Origin of the sequence: Streptomyces sp. NPDC015346, assembly GCF_043078785.1 — a bacterium.
Classification (GTDB): Bacteria; Actinomycetota; Actinomycetes; order Streptomycetales; family Streptomycetaceae; genus Streptomyces.
Map to the genome: position 1 here is coordinate 447,732 of NZ_JBIBTW010000003.1, position 15,438 is coordinate 463,169.

The window sequence follows — 15,438 nt, forward strand, 5'->3', positions numbered from 1 at the left end:
GGCAGCCTTTTCTCAGTCCACGAGGTGCGGCTCACGCTCCGACTGCCCCCGCGCCGCCGAGCCGGACAGGGCCGGAGCGGGCTTCTCGCCCTCGACGTCGATGTTCGGCAGGAGCCGGTCGAGCCACCTGGGCAGCCACCAGGCGGACCTGCCGAGCAGGGCGAACAGGGCGGGCACGATCGCCATGCGGACGACGAAGGCGTCGAAGAGGACGGCGGTCGCGAGGCCGAAGCCGATCATCTTGACGAAGTCGTTGTCCTCCATGATGAAGCCGGAGAAGACGCTGGCCATGATGATTGCGGCAGCGCCGACCACCCGTCCGCCGTGGCGGAATCCGGTGACGACCGCCTCGCCGGGCCGCGCCCCGTGGACGTACGCCTCCCGCATCCGGCTCACCAGGAAGACCTCGTAGTCCATCGCCAGGCCGAACACGACACCGATCATGAAGATGGGCATGGTGCTCATCACGGGCCCCGGCTGATCGACGCCGATGATGTCCGCGAGCCAGCCCCACTGGAAGACGGCGACGACGGCGCCGAGGGCGGCGGTCACCGAGAGCAGGAAGCCGAGCGCCGCCTTGAGGGGCACGAGTACGGAGCGGAAGACCACCATCAGGAGCAGGAACGCCAGGCCGACGACCAGCCCCAGGTACGGCAGCAGCGCGTCGTCCAGGGTCTGTGAGAAGTCGATGAACATCGCGGTCTGACCGGCGACCAGGATCTCGGACGCGCCCGTCCGGGATTCGAGCCCGCCCGCCATGCCGCGCAGCGCGCGCACCAGGTCCTCGGTCCTCGTGTCGGCCGGACCGGTGTCGGGGATGACGTTGACGAGGGCGGTGTCCCCCGGCGGGTTGGCGGTGGCGGGAGAGACGGTGTCGACTCCGGGGACTCCCTCCAGAGCCGTACGGACCCGCTCCGCCGCCTTCTTCGCGTCCCCAGCCTCGACGATGACCGTCAGTGGCCCGTTGAAACCGGGTCCGAAGGAGTCCGACAGCATGTCGTACGCCTTGCGCTGGGTGGTCTGCGGAGCCATGGTGCCCTCGCCGGGCAGGCCCAGTTCGAGACCGGCCGCGGGCACGGCGACGGTGCCCAGGCTCACGACGCCGAGCAGCAGGACGGCGACGGGGTGGCGCAGCACCAGACCGGCCCAGCGGGCACCGAGGTTGGGCTTGCGGCGGGCCTCGCGCTTGGCGGCCCGGCGCTGCTGACGCTTCGACAGCGGCTTGCCGGTGTACCGCTTGCGGTCCCCGCGGGCGAGCACCCTGACGGGCGCGAAGCCGAGGAGTGCGGGCACGAACGTGATCGCGACGAGTACGGCGACGGCGACCGTGCCGGCCGCGGTCAGGCCCATCTTGGTGAGCATCGGGACGTCCACCACCGCGAGTCCCGCCAGGGCGATGATCACGGTGAGCCCGGCGAAGACGACGGCCGAACCCGCGGTGCCCACGGCCCGGGAGGCGGCCTCCGCGCGCTCCCGCCCCTCGGCGATCTCGGCGCGGTAGCGGGAGACGATGAACAGGGCGTAGTCGATGCCGACGGCGAGGCCGATCATCATCGCGAGCGTCGAGGTGGTGGACGACAGGCCGAAGGTGCTGCCGAGGGCGGTGATGCCGCTGATGCCGATGCCGACGCCGATCAAGGCCGTCAGCAGGGGCATGCCGGCGGCCACCAGGGAGCCGAAGGTGAGGAGCAGGACGACGGCGGATATCAGGATGCCGAGCTGTTCACCCGTACCGCCCATCGTCTGCTCGATCCTGACGGCGTCGCCGCCCGCCTCGACGGCGAGGCCGGTGCTCCGGGCCCGCTCCATCGCCTCGGTGAGACCGTCGTGCGCCGCGTCGGTCAGCTCGGTGGCCCGCGCCTCGTACGTGACGTAGGCGTACGTCGTCGTACCGTCGGCGCTCACGGCGTTCGCCTTGAACGGATCCGCCACGCCCGCGACTTGAGCCGTCGTGGCCAGCTCGGAGACGAGCCGCTCGACCTGCGCCCTGCGGGCGGGGGAGGTGATCTTCTCGGCGCCGGGGGCGCGGATGACGACGCGGGCGGCGGCGCCGTCCGCGCGGGCGTCCGGGAACTTCTTCTGGAGGAGGTCGAACGCCTTCTGCGACTCCGTGCCCGGCATCGAGAAGGTGTCGGCGGGCGGGGCGGCGGCGGTGGACGCGGCGAAGCCCGCGCCGACGAGGGCCAGGAGCCACAGGAGGACGACCAGGCCCCGCCGTCGGAAGGCGAAGCGGCCCAGTGAGGAGAGGAACGTAGCCACGGTGGTGGAGGTCCTGTCGGTGAGGAGGAAACGGATGGTGGGGCGAGGTGAGGTGGGGTGCGGTGAGACGAGGTGAGGTGCGGTGCGGTGGGGCGGGTGGGGCTGTGGCGGGTCCGTTACGAGGCGGTGGAGGAACCGCGCTCCGTGACGGTGATGACCGCCGCCGGGCACACGCCGGCGGCGACGCGGACTGCCGCGTGCCGCTCCTGCGGGGGCCGGGCGTTCAACAGGACGACCAGGCCCTCGTCCTCGTCCTGGTCGAAGACCGCCGGGGCGGTCAGGGCGCACATCCCGGCACCCAGGCACCGGTCGCGGTCGACGCGGATCTCCATGGGGTCAGTCCTCGTCCCAGGTGACCGGCAGCCGGTGCACGCCGTAGATGCTCATGTCCGTGCGCAGCGGCACCTCTTCGGCCGGCACGTCGAGCCGCAGGGTGGGGAACCGCCTGAGCAGCGCGGGCAGGGCCACCGTCATCTCGACGCGGGCCAGCTGCTGGCCGAGGCACTGGTGGATGCCGTGTCCGAAGCCCAAATGTCCGGTGGCGGTGCGGCGCACGTCGAGGACGTCGGGGTCGGGGAACCTCTCCGGGTCCCGGTTGGCCGCCTCCAGCGAGAGGGTGACGCTCTCGCCCGCCCTGATGAGCTGCCCCTCCACTTCGACGTCCTCAAGCGCGGACCTCACGGTGGTGTGGGCGATGGTCAGATAGCGCATCAGCTCCTCGACGGCCTGGGGAGCGAGGTCCGGGTCGGCGCGCAGGGCCTCGGCCTGGGCCGGGTTGCCGAGCAGCGCGAACGTACCGTGGGCGATCATGTTCGCGGTGGTGTCGAGCCCGGCCGCGAGCAGGAAACCGCCGAGGCCGACGAGTTCCTCGTCGGTGAGGTCGGAGTCCTGGGCGAGGTCGCCGAGCAGGTCGTCGGAGGGTGCGGCGCGCTTGGCGGCGACCAACTCGGCCATGTACTCCTCGAGTCCGACGAAGGCGGCGTACCGGTCCTCGGGTGCCACATCCTGGGACATGATCGTGTGGGCGTGGTTCTGGAAGCGCTCACGGTCGTCGTACGGCACACCGAGCAGCTCGCAGATCATCAGCGCGGGGAGCGGCCGGGCGAACGCCTCGACCAGGTCGGCGCCGGGGCCGCGGCGCTCCATGGCGTCCAGGTGCTCGGCGGTGATCTCGGCGACGCGCTCGGAGAGCCGGCGCATCCGGCGGACGGTGAACTTGCCCATGAGCAGCCGCCGGAAGCGGGTGTGCTCGGGTGCGTCCATCCCGGTCATGTCACCGACGGGGGCGGGCGGCAGCGGGCCCTCCGGGCCGCCGGGGAGGGGGTGGTGCATCAGCTCGTACCGCGAACTGAAGCGGGGGTCGCCCAGGATCGAGCGGACGGCGGAGTATCCGGTGGCCAGCCGGCCGACGTGCCCGTCGGGGTACGTCATCCGGGTCAGCGGCCTGTTCTCGCGCAGCTCCGCCAGGCCGGCGGGCGGGTCGAAGGGGCATCCGGCGGCACGTCGGGTGGGGAGCGTGACGGGCTCGGTCGTTCCGTCGGTCTCGGGTCGGGTCGACGGTTCGTGTCGCATGGTCTCCTCCGTGGAGAGTGCTGAGGGAAGTACTGAGGGAAGGTGCTGAGGGAAGGTCGGGCGTCGCGAGGACGTGAGAAGGCATGGCTGTGCCGTCCTCCTGGCTGTCGTGTCTAGTGGAGCGACCCCGCACCGCTCTGCCCGGCGAGCACCGCCCGCAGGAGCCAGGCGTTGACGGACAGACCCTCCCGCCCGGCCGCCTCCTCCATACGGGCCTTGAGGTGCGCCGGGAGTCGGAAGTTGATGCGAGCCGTACCGCCTTCGTCGCCGTCGCCGTCCGCCGCAGGTGACGCCACTGGCGCCACTGGTGCCATAGGTGGTGCCATCACCACGAACTCGGGGTCGAGCCCCCGCAGCCGTACGTCCACCGCGCCCGGTGCCAGCGCGCGGCTGATCTCGTCCGATGCCGCGGACAGCGCGTCCAGAAGGGCCAACCGGGCGGCCGACTCCAAGGAAGCCGTCAGCCGCTCGGCCAGGACACGTGCTTCGTCGCCGCCCACGTCCGCGGCGGCCGCGAGCTGATGGCGGAGCCGATCGACGTAGGGGGTCAGGTCCATGGCCTTATAGTGGCACCACTATGGCGCCATCCGCAAGCCCTTGTGGTGCCAAGCGGCGCCATCTCACGCCGGCGCGGCGTGTGCGTCCAGCCGGCGGGCCGCCGCCTCCACGGTCGCGGGGAGCGGTCGGCGCTCCCGTAGGGCTGCCGGGAGTCGCCTGAACATCTCGCGCAGCGCGGTACGGGCCTCCGGGTCGCGCCGGGCCTTCCCGGCGAGCTCTCGCGTGTGCCGGAGCGCCACGGGCAGAGGGCGGCGCAGCCAGGACGTCAGGGCGGCGTTGCGGAGCTGGACAGCCGGGCGGCCCGGCCGCACCCCGCCGGTCGGGCAGTGGACGGCGACCACGTCGGGGCAGTGGCACACGCCCCAGCCGCGGGCCGCCATGTCGTACGCGAGGAGTGTCTCCTCCCCGCCCAGGAAGAGGATCGGGTGGTATCCGCCCGCCGCGAGGAAGGCCTCCCTGCGGGCCACGGCGGCGCAGGCCAGGAACCCGAGGACCTGCGGCCCCGGGAGGTCGGCGGCGAGACCGAGAGGGGAGGCGGCGAGCGTGTCGTTCAGCGGATCGGACCCGCCGGTCGGGCCGACGTGGATCCGTGCCGCGATCAGTCCGAGTCGCTCGTGCCGGTCCAGGAGGTCCGCCGCCCGGCTGAGCGCGCCCGGTTCCCACCAGGAGTCGTCGTCGCTGAAGGCCACGTACGGAGTGCGGGCGCGGCGCACGCCCAGTGTGCGGCCCGGCGCCCCGAGATTGCGGCCCGGCGTGAGCACGGTGGCCTGAGGGTGGTGGGCGGCCACGGCTTCCGGGGTGCCGTCGGTCGACGCGTTGTCCACGACGACGACCGGTGGTTCCTCGGGGAGCGCGGCGAGCCGGTCGAGCGTCCGCAGCAGCTGTTCGCGGCGGTTGTGGGTGATCACGACGACGGTGGTACGGGCGTCAGCGCTCACGGGCGGGGCCTCCTGGGCGTCGTACGGCATCGTCGCGACCACACCGAACGCGGGACATCGCGCCAGCATAAGGAGGAGGGGAGGATGCGGCTTCGACCGCTTTCGCGTGGCGTGTTGAGCACGGGCCGGTTCCGGGTGTGTCACCCGACATCTGGCGGGTACCGCCAGCGGAGACGAGCCGGGGCGTCGAGGACGACGGCCCGCCCTGACCACCTCAGACCCACCCCCACCCCCACATCCGTACACATGAAGCCCGGGAGGCGTCATGTCATCCCTCACCAAGAAGGTCCTCGATGCCTACCCGGCGGAAGCCGGTCTTCCGCCCACCCTGCTGGCCGAAGGTGTCGACAAGCTCTACGAGTGCGCCGGCGTCTGCCTGGCGTGCGCCGACTCCGCCGCGGGCGAGAGCGACTCCGAGAAGATCGCCCACTCGGTGAAGTGCATGCGGGCCAACAACGACACGGCCGACCTGTGCACCGTCACCGCCCGGGTCCTGGCCCGCCAGACGGGCTACGACTCGCCCACGACGAAGAACCTCGTGGAGGCCACCCGCTCGGCCCTGATCGCCAGCGCGGACGCCTGCCAGGAGTTCCAGGAGACCGACTACTTCGCTCTCGCGGCCCGCGCCTGCAGGGAGACCGAGGAGATGCTCGCCGACTTGCTGCGGCAGATGGAGGAGGGCTCTTCGGCCGACTACGCGAAGGAACCCCCGAGCGCCACGACGCCGGCCGGCCGAGCGCGCACCACCAAGGGCGGCGGCGGAAGCCGGGCCGGTTCGAAGTCGACCAAGGGCTCCGCGTCCAGCAAGGCATCCGCGTCCACGAAGGGCTCCGCGTCCACCAAGGCCTCCGCGAAGACCTCGAAGTCGCCGAAGCGATCGCAGGACGACCTGAGAGCGATGCGCGTCGGCGAGCTGCGGGAGCTCGCCAAGGACCAGGGCGTCAGGGGCGCCAGCGGTCTCCGTAAGGACGAACTGCTGGAGGCGCTCCTCACCTGACAAGGCTCGTATCTACGTCTCTACGTCACCTCTGCCCCGCCCCCCGTGGGAGCGGGGCAGAGGGGCGCATCGGCGCGTCAGGGTCGCGGGTCGATCCGCTTCCAGCGCGGGCGGGCGTCGGGGCCGCGGCGGCCGGCGACCGAGGCGCAGCGCGGACAGACGCGGCGGACGCGGTCCGCGGCGGCGCCCGACTCCGGGAACGTGTCGGCCCAGGTGATGTGGGGGAACCGTCGGAGCTGCGACCGGCTGAGGGACAGCCCGCACACGGTCTGGTTCAGACCTCGCTCCCAGGCGTGCACCTCTCCGGCCGGCAGGCGACGGCCGTCCTCCTCGTCGGTCCACTGTCCGGAGGCGGCCACGGCGTACCGCTGGGGAGCCGGCACCGGTCAGCGTCCTCTCCGGCGGGAGGAGAGCCCGCCGCCGACCACGTCGAACAGGCCCTGGGCGCGGGCGGCCGTCCGCGGATCCCCGTGTGGAAGCCCGGTTCCGACACGACGCACGGGGCACCTCCCGGAGCGGCTCTGCCCTCTTCCCGCTGCCCACTTCCCACTGCCGTCGTGGGCAAACGACGTCTCGCGCGACCGAGGACTACCTACGGGTGAACCGCGGCGGAAAGCTGGGCCGGGTGGCCGCTGCGATCTTGAGGGGACGGTGGGGTCGTGCCGAAGGAACAAGGGGTTGTCGGCGGACGTGCCCGTCGCGCTCCCGGCTCCCGCCCTCGTCCGAACGCACCGACTCACCCATGGAGCAAAGTCCCATGCGCATGCCCGCGCGTATCGCCGCAGCCGCCGTCCCGATGGTCCTCGCCTCCCTCCTGGCCGCGCCCGGCGTCTCCGCCCACCAGGAGGCCTCGGCGGAGCCGGTCCCGGTCCCGGTCACCCGCACCTCCGGCGTGCCGATCCCGAACAGCTACATCGTGATGCTGAAGGAGGGCACGGACGCGTCGGCGTTCGTGTCGAGGATCCCGATGCTGGAGAAAGCCCGGTTCACGTACGGAAGCGTGCTCTCCGGGTTCGCGGCGACGCTGACCGACGCTCAGCTCGCCGTCGTACGGAAATCGCCGTCGGTGGCCGCGGTCGAGCAGAACGCGCAGGTCGCGGTCTCCGACGGCGCCCCCCGCGCCCTGGGCGCGACCGACCTGTGGGGCCTGGACCGGATCGACCAGCGGGCGCTGCCGCTCGACAAGCGGTTCACGACCGCGGGCAACGGCGCCGGCGTGAAGGCGTACGTCCTGGACACCGGCATCGACTACAAGCACAAGGAGTTCGGCGGGCGCGCCTCCTTCGGTTTCGACGCGATCGGCGACGGCCGCGACGGCGTCGACTGCCAGGGCCACGGCACCCACGTGGCGGGCACCATCGGCGGCACCACCTACGGCGTCGCCCGCAAGGCGTCCCTGGTCGGCGTCCGCGTGCTCGGCTGCGACGGCAACGGCGACTGGGCCGGGGTCATCGCCGGCCTCGACTGGATCGCCAAGAACGCCGTGAAGCCCGCCGTGATGAACTCCTCCCTCGGCGGCGAGACGTCGCCGGCCGTCGACGCGGCCGTCGACGCCCTGTACGAGACGGGCGTCCTGCCCGTCGTCGCCGCGGGCAACAGCGCCGTCGACGCCTGCGACATCTCCCCGGCCCGGGCGGCCGGAGCCCTCACCGTCGGCGCCACGAACCAGGAGGACGAGGAGACGTACTTCTCCAACTGGGGCCCCTGCCTGTCCCTCTACGCCCCCGGCCAGAACATCCTCTCCGCCAAGCTCGGCGGCGGCAGCGTCGCGCTCGACGGTACGTCGATGGCCGCCCCGCACGTCGCCGGCGCGGCCGCCCTCTACCTCGGCACGAACCCGAAGGCCTCCAGCGAAGACGTGGCCGCCTGGATCCGCAACCACTCCACCAAGGACACGATCGCCTCCATCAGCCAGTCCTCCCCGAACCGGCTGCTCCACATCGGCACCCTCTGATCCCGCCCCTTCCCCCCGGCCGGCCGCGCGGGGCGCTCACGGCCGTTCCCGGCGGCGGCGGCCGGTCGGGAGCGGGACGGGCTCCGCGCCGGGAACGACGGTGCTGGTCAGCGTGCCGATGCCCTCGACCGTGAGGGAGACGGTGTCGCCCGGCTTCAGGGGCGGCGGGCTCTGCTCGCCGCGCCGGCCCCACAGTTCGGCGAGGCACCCGCCGTTGCCGCAGGTGCCGGAGCCGAGGACGTCGCCGGGCACGACGCGGGTGCCCCGGGACGCGTAGGCGGTCATCTCCTCGAAGGTCCAGCTCATGTGGGACAGCAGGTCGTCGCCGACCCTCTCACCGTTGATCTCGGCCGCCAGGGCGAGGCGGAGAAAGCCGTCGGCGTCGCGGTACGGCTCCAGCTCGTCGGCGGTCACGAGCAAGGGGCCGAGGGTGGTGGCGGTGTCCTTGCCCTTGCAGGGGCCGAGGCCCACCTTCATCTCGGCCGACTGCAGGTCGCGCGCGGACCAGTCGTTGAGGACGGTGTAGCCGACGATGTGGTCGCGGGCCTGTTCCGGGGTGAGGTCGCGGCCCTCGCGGCCGATGACGGCGGCCACCTCGAGCTCGAAGTCGAGCGTCGTCGAACCCGGAGGCATCGGCACGTCGTCCTGGGGGCCGTAGATCGCGTGGGGGTTGGTGAAGTAGAAGGTCGGCGCCGCGTACCACTGTTCCGGGACGCCGGCGACGCCGTCGACGGAGCGGCGGACGCCCTCGACGTGCTGCTCGAAGGTCACGAAGTCCCGTACGGACGCCGGCTGAAGCGGTGGCAGGAGCCGCACCTGGGAGAGGTGGGGCCCGGGCGGGACGTCCAGCGCCGCCGCCCCGGCGGCGAGCAGGGCGGGCAGCCCGTCCGTCTCCTGGAGCAGGGTGGTGAGCGAGGTGACACCGGGCAGCGGGAAGAGCGTGCCGTCGTCCTCGACGACGGCCACCCGGCGGCGGTGCCGGTGCTCGAAGGCGGCGAAGCGCATGGTGCGGCTCCTGACATGGGGAGGAAGAGGGGGCGGCCGGTCCTAGACCGGCGGGGCGACGAAGCAGCCCCGGTCCGGGTCGTTGAAGGACTCTTTGGCGACCAGCTCGTTCATGGGGTTCGCCGTGCCCCACTGGTCGGTGACCTCGGGCTGGGAGAAGTCGTAGACGTGCGGGTGCCAGGTGTCCTCGTCGAGCTCCTCCAGCTCGGTCGTGTACTCGACGGTGTTGCCGTGCGGGTCGAGGAAGTACGTGAAGGTGTTGTCGCCCGCCATGTGCCGTCCCGGGCCCCACACCTTGCGGAACCCGGCCCGCATCACGCGCCCCGAGCCGCGCATGTACTCGTCGAGGCCGCGCATCTCGAAGGAGATGTGATGCAGGGCGGTGTGCGGGCCCTTGGCGAGGGCCATGGAGTGGTGCTGGTTGCTGATCCGCATGAAGTGCATGACCTCGCCCATGTGGGGCGAGCTGAGCGTGTCGGAGAGCCGGAAGCCGAGGTGCCGCTCGTACCAGGCGCGGGTGCGGGCCAGATCGGGCGAGTTGAGGACGACGTGCGACAGCTTGACCGGGATGGCCTCCTTCTCCTCGATCTTGCGGTGCCGGCGGACCTCGACGTCGGCGGAGACCTCGATGGTGCGGCCGTCGACGTCGAAGAAGCGGAAGCCGTAGCCGCCGCCGGGGGTGTCGACCGTACCCGGCCGGGAGATCAACTCGACGCCGCCCGCGAGGAGTTCCTCGGCGAGCGTGTCGACGTCGGTACGGTTCGCGGCGCCGTACGAGACCAGGTCGAGGCGCTTCTCCGCCGCCTTGCGCAGCCGGACGACGTACTGCTCCGGGCTGCCCTCGGCCGCGAGGAAGGAGATGCCCGAGTCCTCGGCGACCTTGGTCAGGCCCCAGACGCCGGCGTAGAAGTCGAGCTGCTTGTCGTAGTCGGGCACGGCGAGGTCGACGTGCCGCAGGTGGGTGAGCAGACGCATGAGATCACTCCTTGAAGAGCAGGGCGGAGGCGTTGCCGCCGCGTACGGCGTGGAAGTCGGCGTCGGGCAGCCCCGCCGCGCGCAGGGCTCCCACCGGGTCCTCGGTGCCCATGTCGAAGGGGAAGTCGGAGCCGAGCAGCACCCGGTCCGCCCCGGCCACGCGCACCAGCTCCCGCAGGACGGCCGGGTCGTGGACGAGGGAGTCGAAGTACAGGCGTCGGAGGTAGCTGCTGGGCGGGTGGGCGCAGCTCGCCGCCGAGTCGGTGCGGGTCCGCCAGGCGTGGTCGGAGCGGCCGATGTGGGTCGGCAGATAGCCGCCCCCGTGGGCCGCGATCAGCTTGAGGCCGGGGTGACGGTCCAGCACTCCGGAGAAGATGAGGTGCGACAGCGCGACGGCGTTCTCGGTGGGCTGGCCGACGGTGTTGGAGAGATACCAGCGGTCGAGGCGCTCGTCGAGCGTGCACCCGAACGGGTGCAGGAAGACGATCGCGCCCGTCTCCTCGGCCCGGGCCCAGAACGGCTCGTACGCCGGGTCGGAGAGTTCCCGCCCGGAGGCGTGGCTGGAGACCTCCACGCCGGACAGGCCCTGCTCCAGGGCGTGGTCGAGAGCCCCGGCGCACACCGCCGGATGCTGGAGGGGTACGAGTCCCAGTCCGCGCAGCCGGTCCGGGGCGGCCGCGCAGTGGGCGGCCGTCGCCTCGTCGGCGAGCCGGTACACCTTCTCGGCCGTCTCCTCGTCGGCCCACGAGTGGTAGTGCGAGGGGGAGGGGCTGACCAGCTGGACGTCCACGCCCTGGGCGTCCATCGCCGCCAGGCGTACGGCCGGATCGGTCAGCCTCGGCATCCGTTCGCGCACCATGGCGCCGCTGACGGCGAGGGCGGCGGGGCCGTTGCGGCGGGCGTCCAGCTCCCGCGCCCGGGCGAGTCCCGGCAGGTCCGCCACCAGCGCGTCGACCTCGGGCAGCAGGACGTGCGCGTGCACGTCCACGGTCGGGGGCGTCACGGCAGCTCCCTGAGCATCGTCATGGTGCGGGCCATCAGACCGGGCACGTCGGCGTCGCGGACACCGTCGAGCTGCCATCGGCCGATCCGCACGGACGCCTCCACGACCGGACGGACGCGGGCGATACGCCGCTCGTAGTACGCCTGGAACAGCCCGTCGCCCCACTCCTCCTCGCCGGTGAGCATCTGGGCGAGCACCCAGGCGTCCTCCAGGGACAGGGCCGCGCCCTGCGCGAGGGTCGGCGGACAGCAGTGCGCGGCGTCGCCGACGAGCACCACCCGTCCCCGGTGCCAGGACCCTTCGACCAGCATCCGGTCGAACCAGGTGTAGTTGACCTGCGCCGGGTCGGTGATGTGCGCGGTGATCTCCGGCCAGTACCCGCCGTACCCGGAGGCCAGGCGCCGCATCTCCTCGGCGTACGTCTCCGGCGGGATGGCGGCGCGGTCGCGGTTGGCCTCGACGACGTACGCGTACAGGGTGGTGTCGCTGGTGGGGCAGTAACCGGCGATGAAGGCCGGGCCGCCGTACGCGAGGTCGGTGCGGGTCACCCCGGCCGGGCGGGGGGCGGCGACCCGCCAGATGGCCATGCCGGTGGGTTCGGGCCTGGCGGTGATGCCGATGGCCGCGCGGGTGGTGGAGCCCAGACCGTCGGCGGCGATCACCAGGTCGTAGCGGCTTCGGGTGCCGTCGCTGAACCGGACGGTCACGCCGTCGGCGTCCTGCTCCAGCGACTCGGCCGTGGTGCCCAGACGCACAGTGGCACCCGACGCGCGGACGGCGTCGATGAGGATCCGCTGGAGCTGGGGGCGCCGCATGCCGACGGTGGCGGGCAGGTCGTCGCCGCCGGTGCGGATGTCGCTCTGTTCGTGCAGGACGGTGCCGTCGGGGGCCGTGATGCCCACCGACCCGAAGCCGAAACCGGACTCCTTCACGCGGTCCCACACGCCGAGCTCACGCAGGACGCGCAGGGCGTTGCCCTGGAGGGTGATGCCGGAGCCGGCGGTGGCGTTCCAGTCGTCCCTGGCCTCGATCAGGTCCACGACGACGCCGGCCCCGCGCAGCAGGACCGTCACGGCGTTGCCGGCCGCGCCTCCGCCGATCACCAGGACCGTACGGGGTGTGCTCATGGGGAACTCCTTCGTCCCGCTGGTTACTTGACGGCGATGGGGTTGACCGGGGAGCCGACGGCGCCGGTGATGGGCAGCGGCGCGGCGGTGAGCCAGAACTCGTGGACGCCGTCATCGGCGCAGTCGTCCGCCAGCGCCTCCAGGTCCCACATCTCGCCGATCAGCAGGCCGATGTGGGGGATGACGACCTGGTGCAGCGGCTGGAAGGCGTGGTCGAACTCGTTGGGCCGCACCTCGAAGCCCCAGGTGTCCGTGGCGATCGCGGCGATCTCGGTGCCGTGCAGCCAGCCGGCCGTGGTGAACGAAAGTCCGGGCGCGGGGCCGCCCGCGTACTCGCCCCAGCCCTCCCGGCGGGCCCGGGTGAGCGCTCCCGTGCGCACCAGCACGATGTCGCCCCGTCCCACGGTCACCCCGTGCGTCGCGGCGGTCCGCTCCAGGTGTTCCGCGGTGATCGCGAAACCGTCGGGCAGCTCGCCGTCGTCGCCGATCACCCGGCCCACGTCGAGCAGGACCCCACGCCCGGCGACGTACGGAGCCATGTGCTCGATCCCCGTCACCAGGTCGCCCTCGGAGGTGACGACCTTCTCCGCGGCCCGCCCGTTCCACGCCTTGCCGTGGTCGAAGATGTGGCCGAGGCCGTCCCACTGCGTGGAGCACTGCAACGGCATGGCGATCACGTCGTCGGCGCCGCCGATGCCGTGGGGAAAACCCTGGTTGCCGAGGGCCGCGTCCACCCCGGTGTCGAGCATGGTGTGGACCGGGTTGGTCCGCCGCCGCCAGCCTTTCTGCGGGCCGTTCATGTCGAAACGCTGCGACAGGGAGAAGCTCGCACCGCGCCGGACGAGCCCGGCACCCTCCAGGCGCTTGGCCTCGTCGAGGAAGTTCAGCGTGCCGAGCACGTCCTCCTCGCCCCAGCGCCCCCAGTTGGAGCACGCGCGGGCGGCCTCGGCTATCTCGCCCTCGGGGTCCGTGCGGTCCGGGCTCACGACCCCTCCGCCACACAGTCCGCCACACAGCGGGTGCGCTGCGCACCGAGACCCGTGATGGAGCCGTCCATGACGTCGCCGTCCCGCAGCAGCCGGCCCCAGTGCATGCCGTTGCCGGCCGGTGAGCCGGTCAGCAGCAGGTCGCCGGGGAGGAGACGGGCGGTCCCCGAGACGTACGACACCATGCACGCCACGTCGAAGATCATGTCCTTGGTGGACTCGTCCTGCATGACCTCGCCGTTGAGCCGCAAGGTCAGCCGCAGGTCGCCGGTGTCCCCGAGCGATTCCGCCGGCACGATCCACGGACCGAGCGGGGTGAAGCCGGGCGCGTTCTTGCCGCGCAGCCAGTCGGTCCCGATCTGCGGCATGTCCCGGCGGAAGACGGTGGACCGGTCGGTGAGGTCGTTGGCGATCGTGTATCCGGCGACGTACGACAGGGCTTCCTCGACGGACACCCGGTACGCGGGCCGGCCGATCACGGCCGCCAGCTCCAGCTCCCAGTCCGGCTTCTCGGCCCAGGCGGGGAGCACCACGTCGTCGTACGGGCCGGTGATCGCGCTCGGCAGGCCGATGAAGACGTACGGGAGGTCCTGCGCCGCCCGCCGGTCCATGATCTCGGCGGCCTCGGCGCGGGCCTCCTCCTCGGAGCGGCCGTCGGCCGGGTCCCGGTGGGCGACGTGGAGATCGATGACGTGCTGCCGGTAGTTGGCCCCCGACTGGAAGACCTGCCGCGGCTCGACGGGCGCGTGGACGCGGAAGTCCGACAGCGGCCCACGACGCTGCGGCCCGGGCTCGGCGGCCAGGGCCCGGAGTCGGGGCAGGGCCGACTCCCACCGGTCCAGCAGCCTCCGTACCGTCAGCGACTCCTCGTCCAGGGCGACTCGCAGGTCCAGGACCCGGGAGTCGGGGGTGACGAGGGCGGGAAAGGCGGGCCCGCCGGGGGCCGAGAGAGTGGCGAGAGCGAAGGGTCCGGCGAAGAGCGCGGACGCGGGTTCAGGTTCCACGGACATGTCCTCCTGATGGCGATGGGTCTAATCTGGACCCGCCCGGCGCGATCAGGGAAATCGATTCTTTGGATGGGAACCATCCACCGCACTTATGTAACCGGACTGTCTGCCGTCTCGGAAAGGGATCCCGTGAATCTGGCCGCCCTCGACCTCAACCTCGTCGTCGCCCTGCGGGCGCTCCTGGAGGAGCGCAACGTCACGCGCGCCGGACAGCGGGTCGGACTCAGCCAGCCCGCGATGAGCGCCGCCCTGGCTCGGCTGCGCCGGCACTTCGACGACGAACTGCTCTCCCGGGTCGGCAGCCAGTACGAGCTCACGGCCCTCGGCCAGGTCCTCCTCGACCGCACGGCCACCGCCTACGACGTGCTGGAACGCCTCTTCGCCAGTCAGGCCGACTTCGACCCCGCCAAGGAGACCCGCGAGTTCCGCATCATGGCCTCCGACTACGCGGTCGCCGTCTTCGGCGTCGAACTCACCCGCGTCGTCCACGCGGAGGCACCGGGGATCCGCCTGCGCTTCACGCAGACCCCGAACACGGTGGTCGACGACACGGCGACCCTGCTCAGCGCCACCGACGGCCTGCTCATGCCGCACGGCGTCATCAGCGACTTCCCCGCCACCGAGCTGTACGACGACCGCTGGGTCTTCGTCGTCGCCGACGACCACCCGAGCGTCGGCGACCGGCTCACCCGGCAGGATCTGGCCCGCCTGCCGTGGGTCACCTACCAGCGCACCTACGACTCACCGGCGGTACGGCAGCTCGGCATGCTCGGGATCGAGCCGCGCGTGGAGGTCTCCGTCGACAGCTTCCAGCTGCTGCCCCGCCTGGTCGCCGGCACCCGGCGGATCGCGCTCGTCCAGGCCCGCCTCGCCGGACTCCTCGCCCCGTCCGCCGCGGTGCGCGTCATGGAGCCCCCGTACGAAGCGGTGCCGCTGCGCGAGGCGCTGTGGTGGCATCCGGTGCACACCCACGACGCCGCGCACATCTGGTTGCGCGAGACGGCGGCGCGGGTCGGCAGGCGCCTCGCACCGCCTGACGCCGTGTGAGCGGGGGGAC

General features: G+C 72.3%; 15 protein-coding genes. 3 read left to right on the forward strand and 12 right to left on the reverse strand.

Features of this window, described 5'->3' with window-relative positions:
• Positions 1-12 precede the first annotated feature (12 nt).
• From ACF06X_RS12875 to ACF06X_RS12895, 5 genes are all read right to left on the reverse strand, one after another.
• Positions 13-2,259, reverse strand: coding sequence for an MMPL family transporter (locus tag ACF06X_RS12875; RefSeq protein WP_392287282.1), 2,247 nt, complete (start codon positions 2,257-2,259; stop codon positions 13-15).
• A 116-nt stretch (positions 2,260-2,375) separates the two neighbouring features.
• Positions 2,376-2,591 (reverse strand): ferredoxin, encoded by a 216-nt coding sequence (locus ACF06X_RS12880; RefSeq protein WP_392287283.1) that lies wholly within the window; start codon positions 2,589-2,591, stop codon positions 2,376-2,378.
• A gap of 4 nt (positions 2,592-2,595) precedes the next feature.
• Positions 2,596-3,831 (reverse strand): cytochrome P450, encoded by a 1,236-nt coding sequence (locus ACF06X_RS12885; RefSeq protein ID WP_392287284.1) that lies wholly within the window; start codon positions 3,829-3,831, stop codon positions 2,596-2,598.
• 113 nt (positions 3,832-3,944) lie between these two features.
• On the reverse strand, positions 3,945-4,388 hold the full coding sequence (locus ACF06X_RS12890; RefSeq protein ID WP_392287285.1) for a hypothetical protein: 444 nt from the start codon (positions 4,386-4,388) through the stop codon (positions 3,945-3,947).
• A gap of 63 nt (positions 4,389-4,451) precedes the next feature.
• Entirely contained in the window at positions 4,452-5,357 is a 906-nt protein-coding gene (locus ACF06X_RS12895) for a glycosyltransferase family 2 protein (protein WP_392287694.1), read from the reverse strand.
• Between the two features lie 235 nt (positions 5,358-5,592).
• On the opposite strand from ACF06X_RS12895, the gene ACF06X_RS12900 reads away from it, so the two are divergent.
• Complete coding sequence (locus ACF06X_RS12900; RefSeq protein ID WP_392287286.1) at positions 5,593-6,324, forward strand: Rho termination factor N-terminal domain-containing protein; 732 nt, start codon at positions 5,593-5,595, stop codon at positions 6,322-6,324.
• Between the two features lie 77 nt (positions 6,325-6,401).
• Here the strand turns inward: ACF06X_RS12900 and ACF06X_RS12905 are convergent, their stop codons facing one another.
• On the reverse strand, positions 6,402-6,707 hold the full coding sequence (locus tag ACF06X_RS12905; RefSeq protein WP_392287287.1) for a hypothetical protein: 306 nt from the start codon (positions 6,705-6,707) through the stop codon (positions 6,402-6,404).
• A gap of 374 nt (positions 6,708-7,081) precedes the next feature.
• Between ACF06X_RS12905 and ACF06X_RS12910 the strand changes: the two genes are divergently transcribed.
• On the forward strand, positions 7,082-8,278 hold the full coding sequence (locus tag ACF06X_RS12910; protein ID WP_392287288.1) for a S8 family peptidase: 1,197 nt from the start codon (positions 7,082-7,084) through the stop codon (positions 8,276-8,278).
• Positions 8,279-8,314: 36 nt separating this feature from the next.
• Here the strand turns inward: ACF06X_RS12910 and ACF06X_RS12915 are convergent, their stop codons facing one another.
• The 6 genes from ACF06X_RS12915 to ACF06X_RS12940 are packed head-to-tail and all read right to left on the reverse strand — an operon-like array spanning position 8,315 to position 14,384.
• Positions 8,315-9,283: a fumarylacetoacetate hydrolase family protein gene (locus tag ACF06X_RS12915; protein WP_392287289.1), complete on the reverse strand. Its 969-nt coding sequence runs from the start codon at positions 9,281-9,283 to the stop codon at positions 8,315-8,317.
• A gap of 42 nt (positions 9,284-9,325) precedes the next feature.
• On the reverse strand, positions 9,326-10,258 hold the full coding sequence (locus ACF06X_RS12920) for a VOC family protein (RefSeq protein ID WP_392287290.1): 933 nt from the start codon (positions 10,256-10,258) through the stop codon (positions 9,326-9,328).
• 4 nt (positions 10,259-10,262) lie between these two features.
• Positions 10,263-11,261 (reverse strand): amidohydrolase family protein, encoded by a 999-nt coding sequence (locus ACF06X_RS12925; protein ID WP_392287291.1) that lies wholly within the window; start codon positions 11,259-11,261, stop codon positions 10,263-10,265.
• Positions 11,258-12,388: an FAD-dependent oxidoreductase gene (locus tag ACF06X_RS12930; RefSeq protein WP_392287292.1), complete on the reverse strand. Its 1,131-nt coding sequence runs from the start codon at positions 12,386-12,388 to the stop codon at positions 11,258-11,260. The genes ACF06X_RS12925 and ACF06X_RS12930 overlap by 4 nt, the downstream gene beginning before the upstream one ends.
• A gap of 23 nt (positions 12,389-12,411) precedes the next feature.
• Positions 12,412-13,374 carry a cyclase family protein gene (locus tag ACF06X_RS12935; RefSeq protein WP_392287293.1) on the reverse strand — a complete coding sequence of 321 codons (963 nt, stop codon included), beginning with the start codon at positions 13,372-13,374 and terminating at the stop codon, positions 12,412-12,414.
• Complete coding sequence (locus tag ACF06X_RS12940) at positions 13,371-14,384, reverse strand: fumarylacetoacetate hydrolase family protein (protein ID WP_392287294.1); 1,014 nt, start codon at positions 14,382-14,384, stop codon at positions 13,371-13,373. Before ACF06X_RS12940 ends, ACF06X_RS12935 begins: the two co-directional genes overlap by 4 nt.
• A gap of 126 nt (positions 14,385-14,510) precedes the next feature.
• Between ACF06X_RS12940 and ACF06X_RS12945 the strand changes: the two genes are divergently transcribed.
• Positions 14,511-15,428, forward strand: a complete 918-nt coding sequence (locus ACF06X_RS12945) for a LysR family transcriptional regulator (RefSeq protein ID WP_392287295.1) — start codon at positions 14,511-14,513, stop codon at positions 15,426-15,428.
• Positions 15,429-15,438: the final 10 nt, after the last annotated feature.

What these genes read in the sequence shown, in the direction of transcription:
- ACF06X_RS12880 (WP_392287283.1), bottom strand. Translation starts at nt 2,591, where the DNA reads ATGGAGATCCGCGTCGACCGCGACCGGTGCCTGGGTGCCGGGATGTGC.
- ACF06X_RS12885 (WP_392287284.1), bottom strand. Translation starts at nt 3,831, where the DNA reads ATGCGACACGAACCGTCGACCCGACCCGAGACCGACGGAACGACCGAG.
- ACF06X_RS12890 (WP_392287285.1), bottom strand. Translation starts at nt 4,388, where the DNA reads ATGGACCTGACCCCCTACGTCGATCGGCTCCGCCATCAGCTCGCGGCC.
- ACF06X_RS12895 (WP_392287694.1), bottom strand. Translation starts at nt 5,357, where the DNA reads ATGCCGTACGACGCCCAGGAGGCCCCGCCCGTGAGCGCTGACGCCCGT.
- ACF06X_RS12900 (WP_392287286.1), top strand. Translation starts at nt 5,593, where the DNA reads ATGTCATCCCTCACCAAGAAGGTCCTCGATGCCTACCCGGCGGAAGCC.
- ACF06X_RS12910 (WP_392287288.1), top strand. Translation starts at nt 7,082, where the DNA reads ATGCGCATGCCCGCGCGTATCGCCGCAGCCGCCGTCCCGATGGTCCTC.
- ACF06X_RS12915 (WP_392287289.1), bottom strand. Translation starts at nt 9,283, where the DNA reads ATGCGCTTCGCCGCCTTCGAGCACCGGCACCGCCGCCGGGTGGCCGTC.
- ACF06X_RS12920 (WP_392287290.1), bottom strand. Translation starts at nt 10,258, where the DNA reads ATGCGTCTGCTCACCCACCTGCGGCACGTCGACCTCGCCGTGCCCGAC.
- ACF06X_RS12930 (WP_392287292.1), bottom strand. Translation starts at nt 12,388, where the DNA reads ATGAGCACACCCCGTACGGTCCTGGTGATCGGCGGAGGCGCGGCCGGC.
- ACF06X_RS12940 (WP_392287294.1), bottom strand. Translation starts at nt 14,384, where the DNA reads ATGTCCGTGGAACCTGAACCCGCGTCCGCGCTCTTCGCCGGACCCTTC.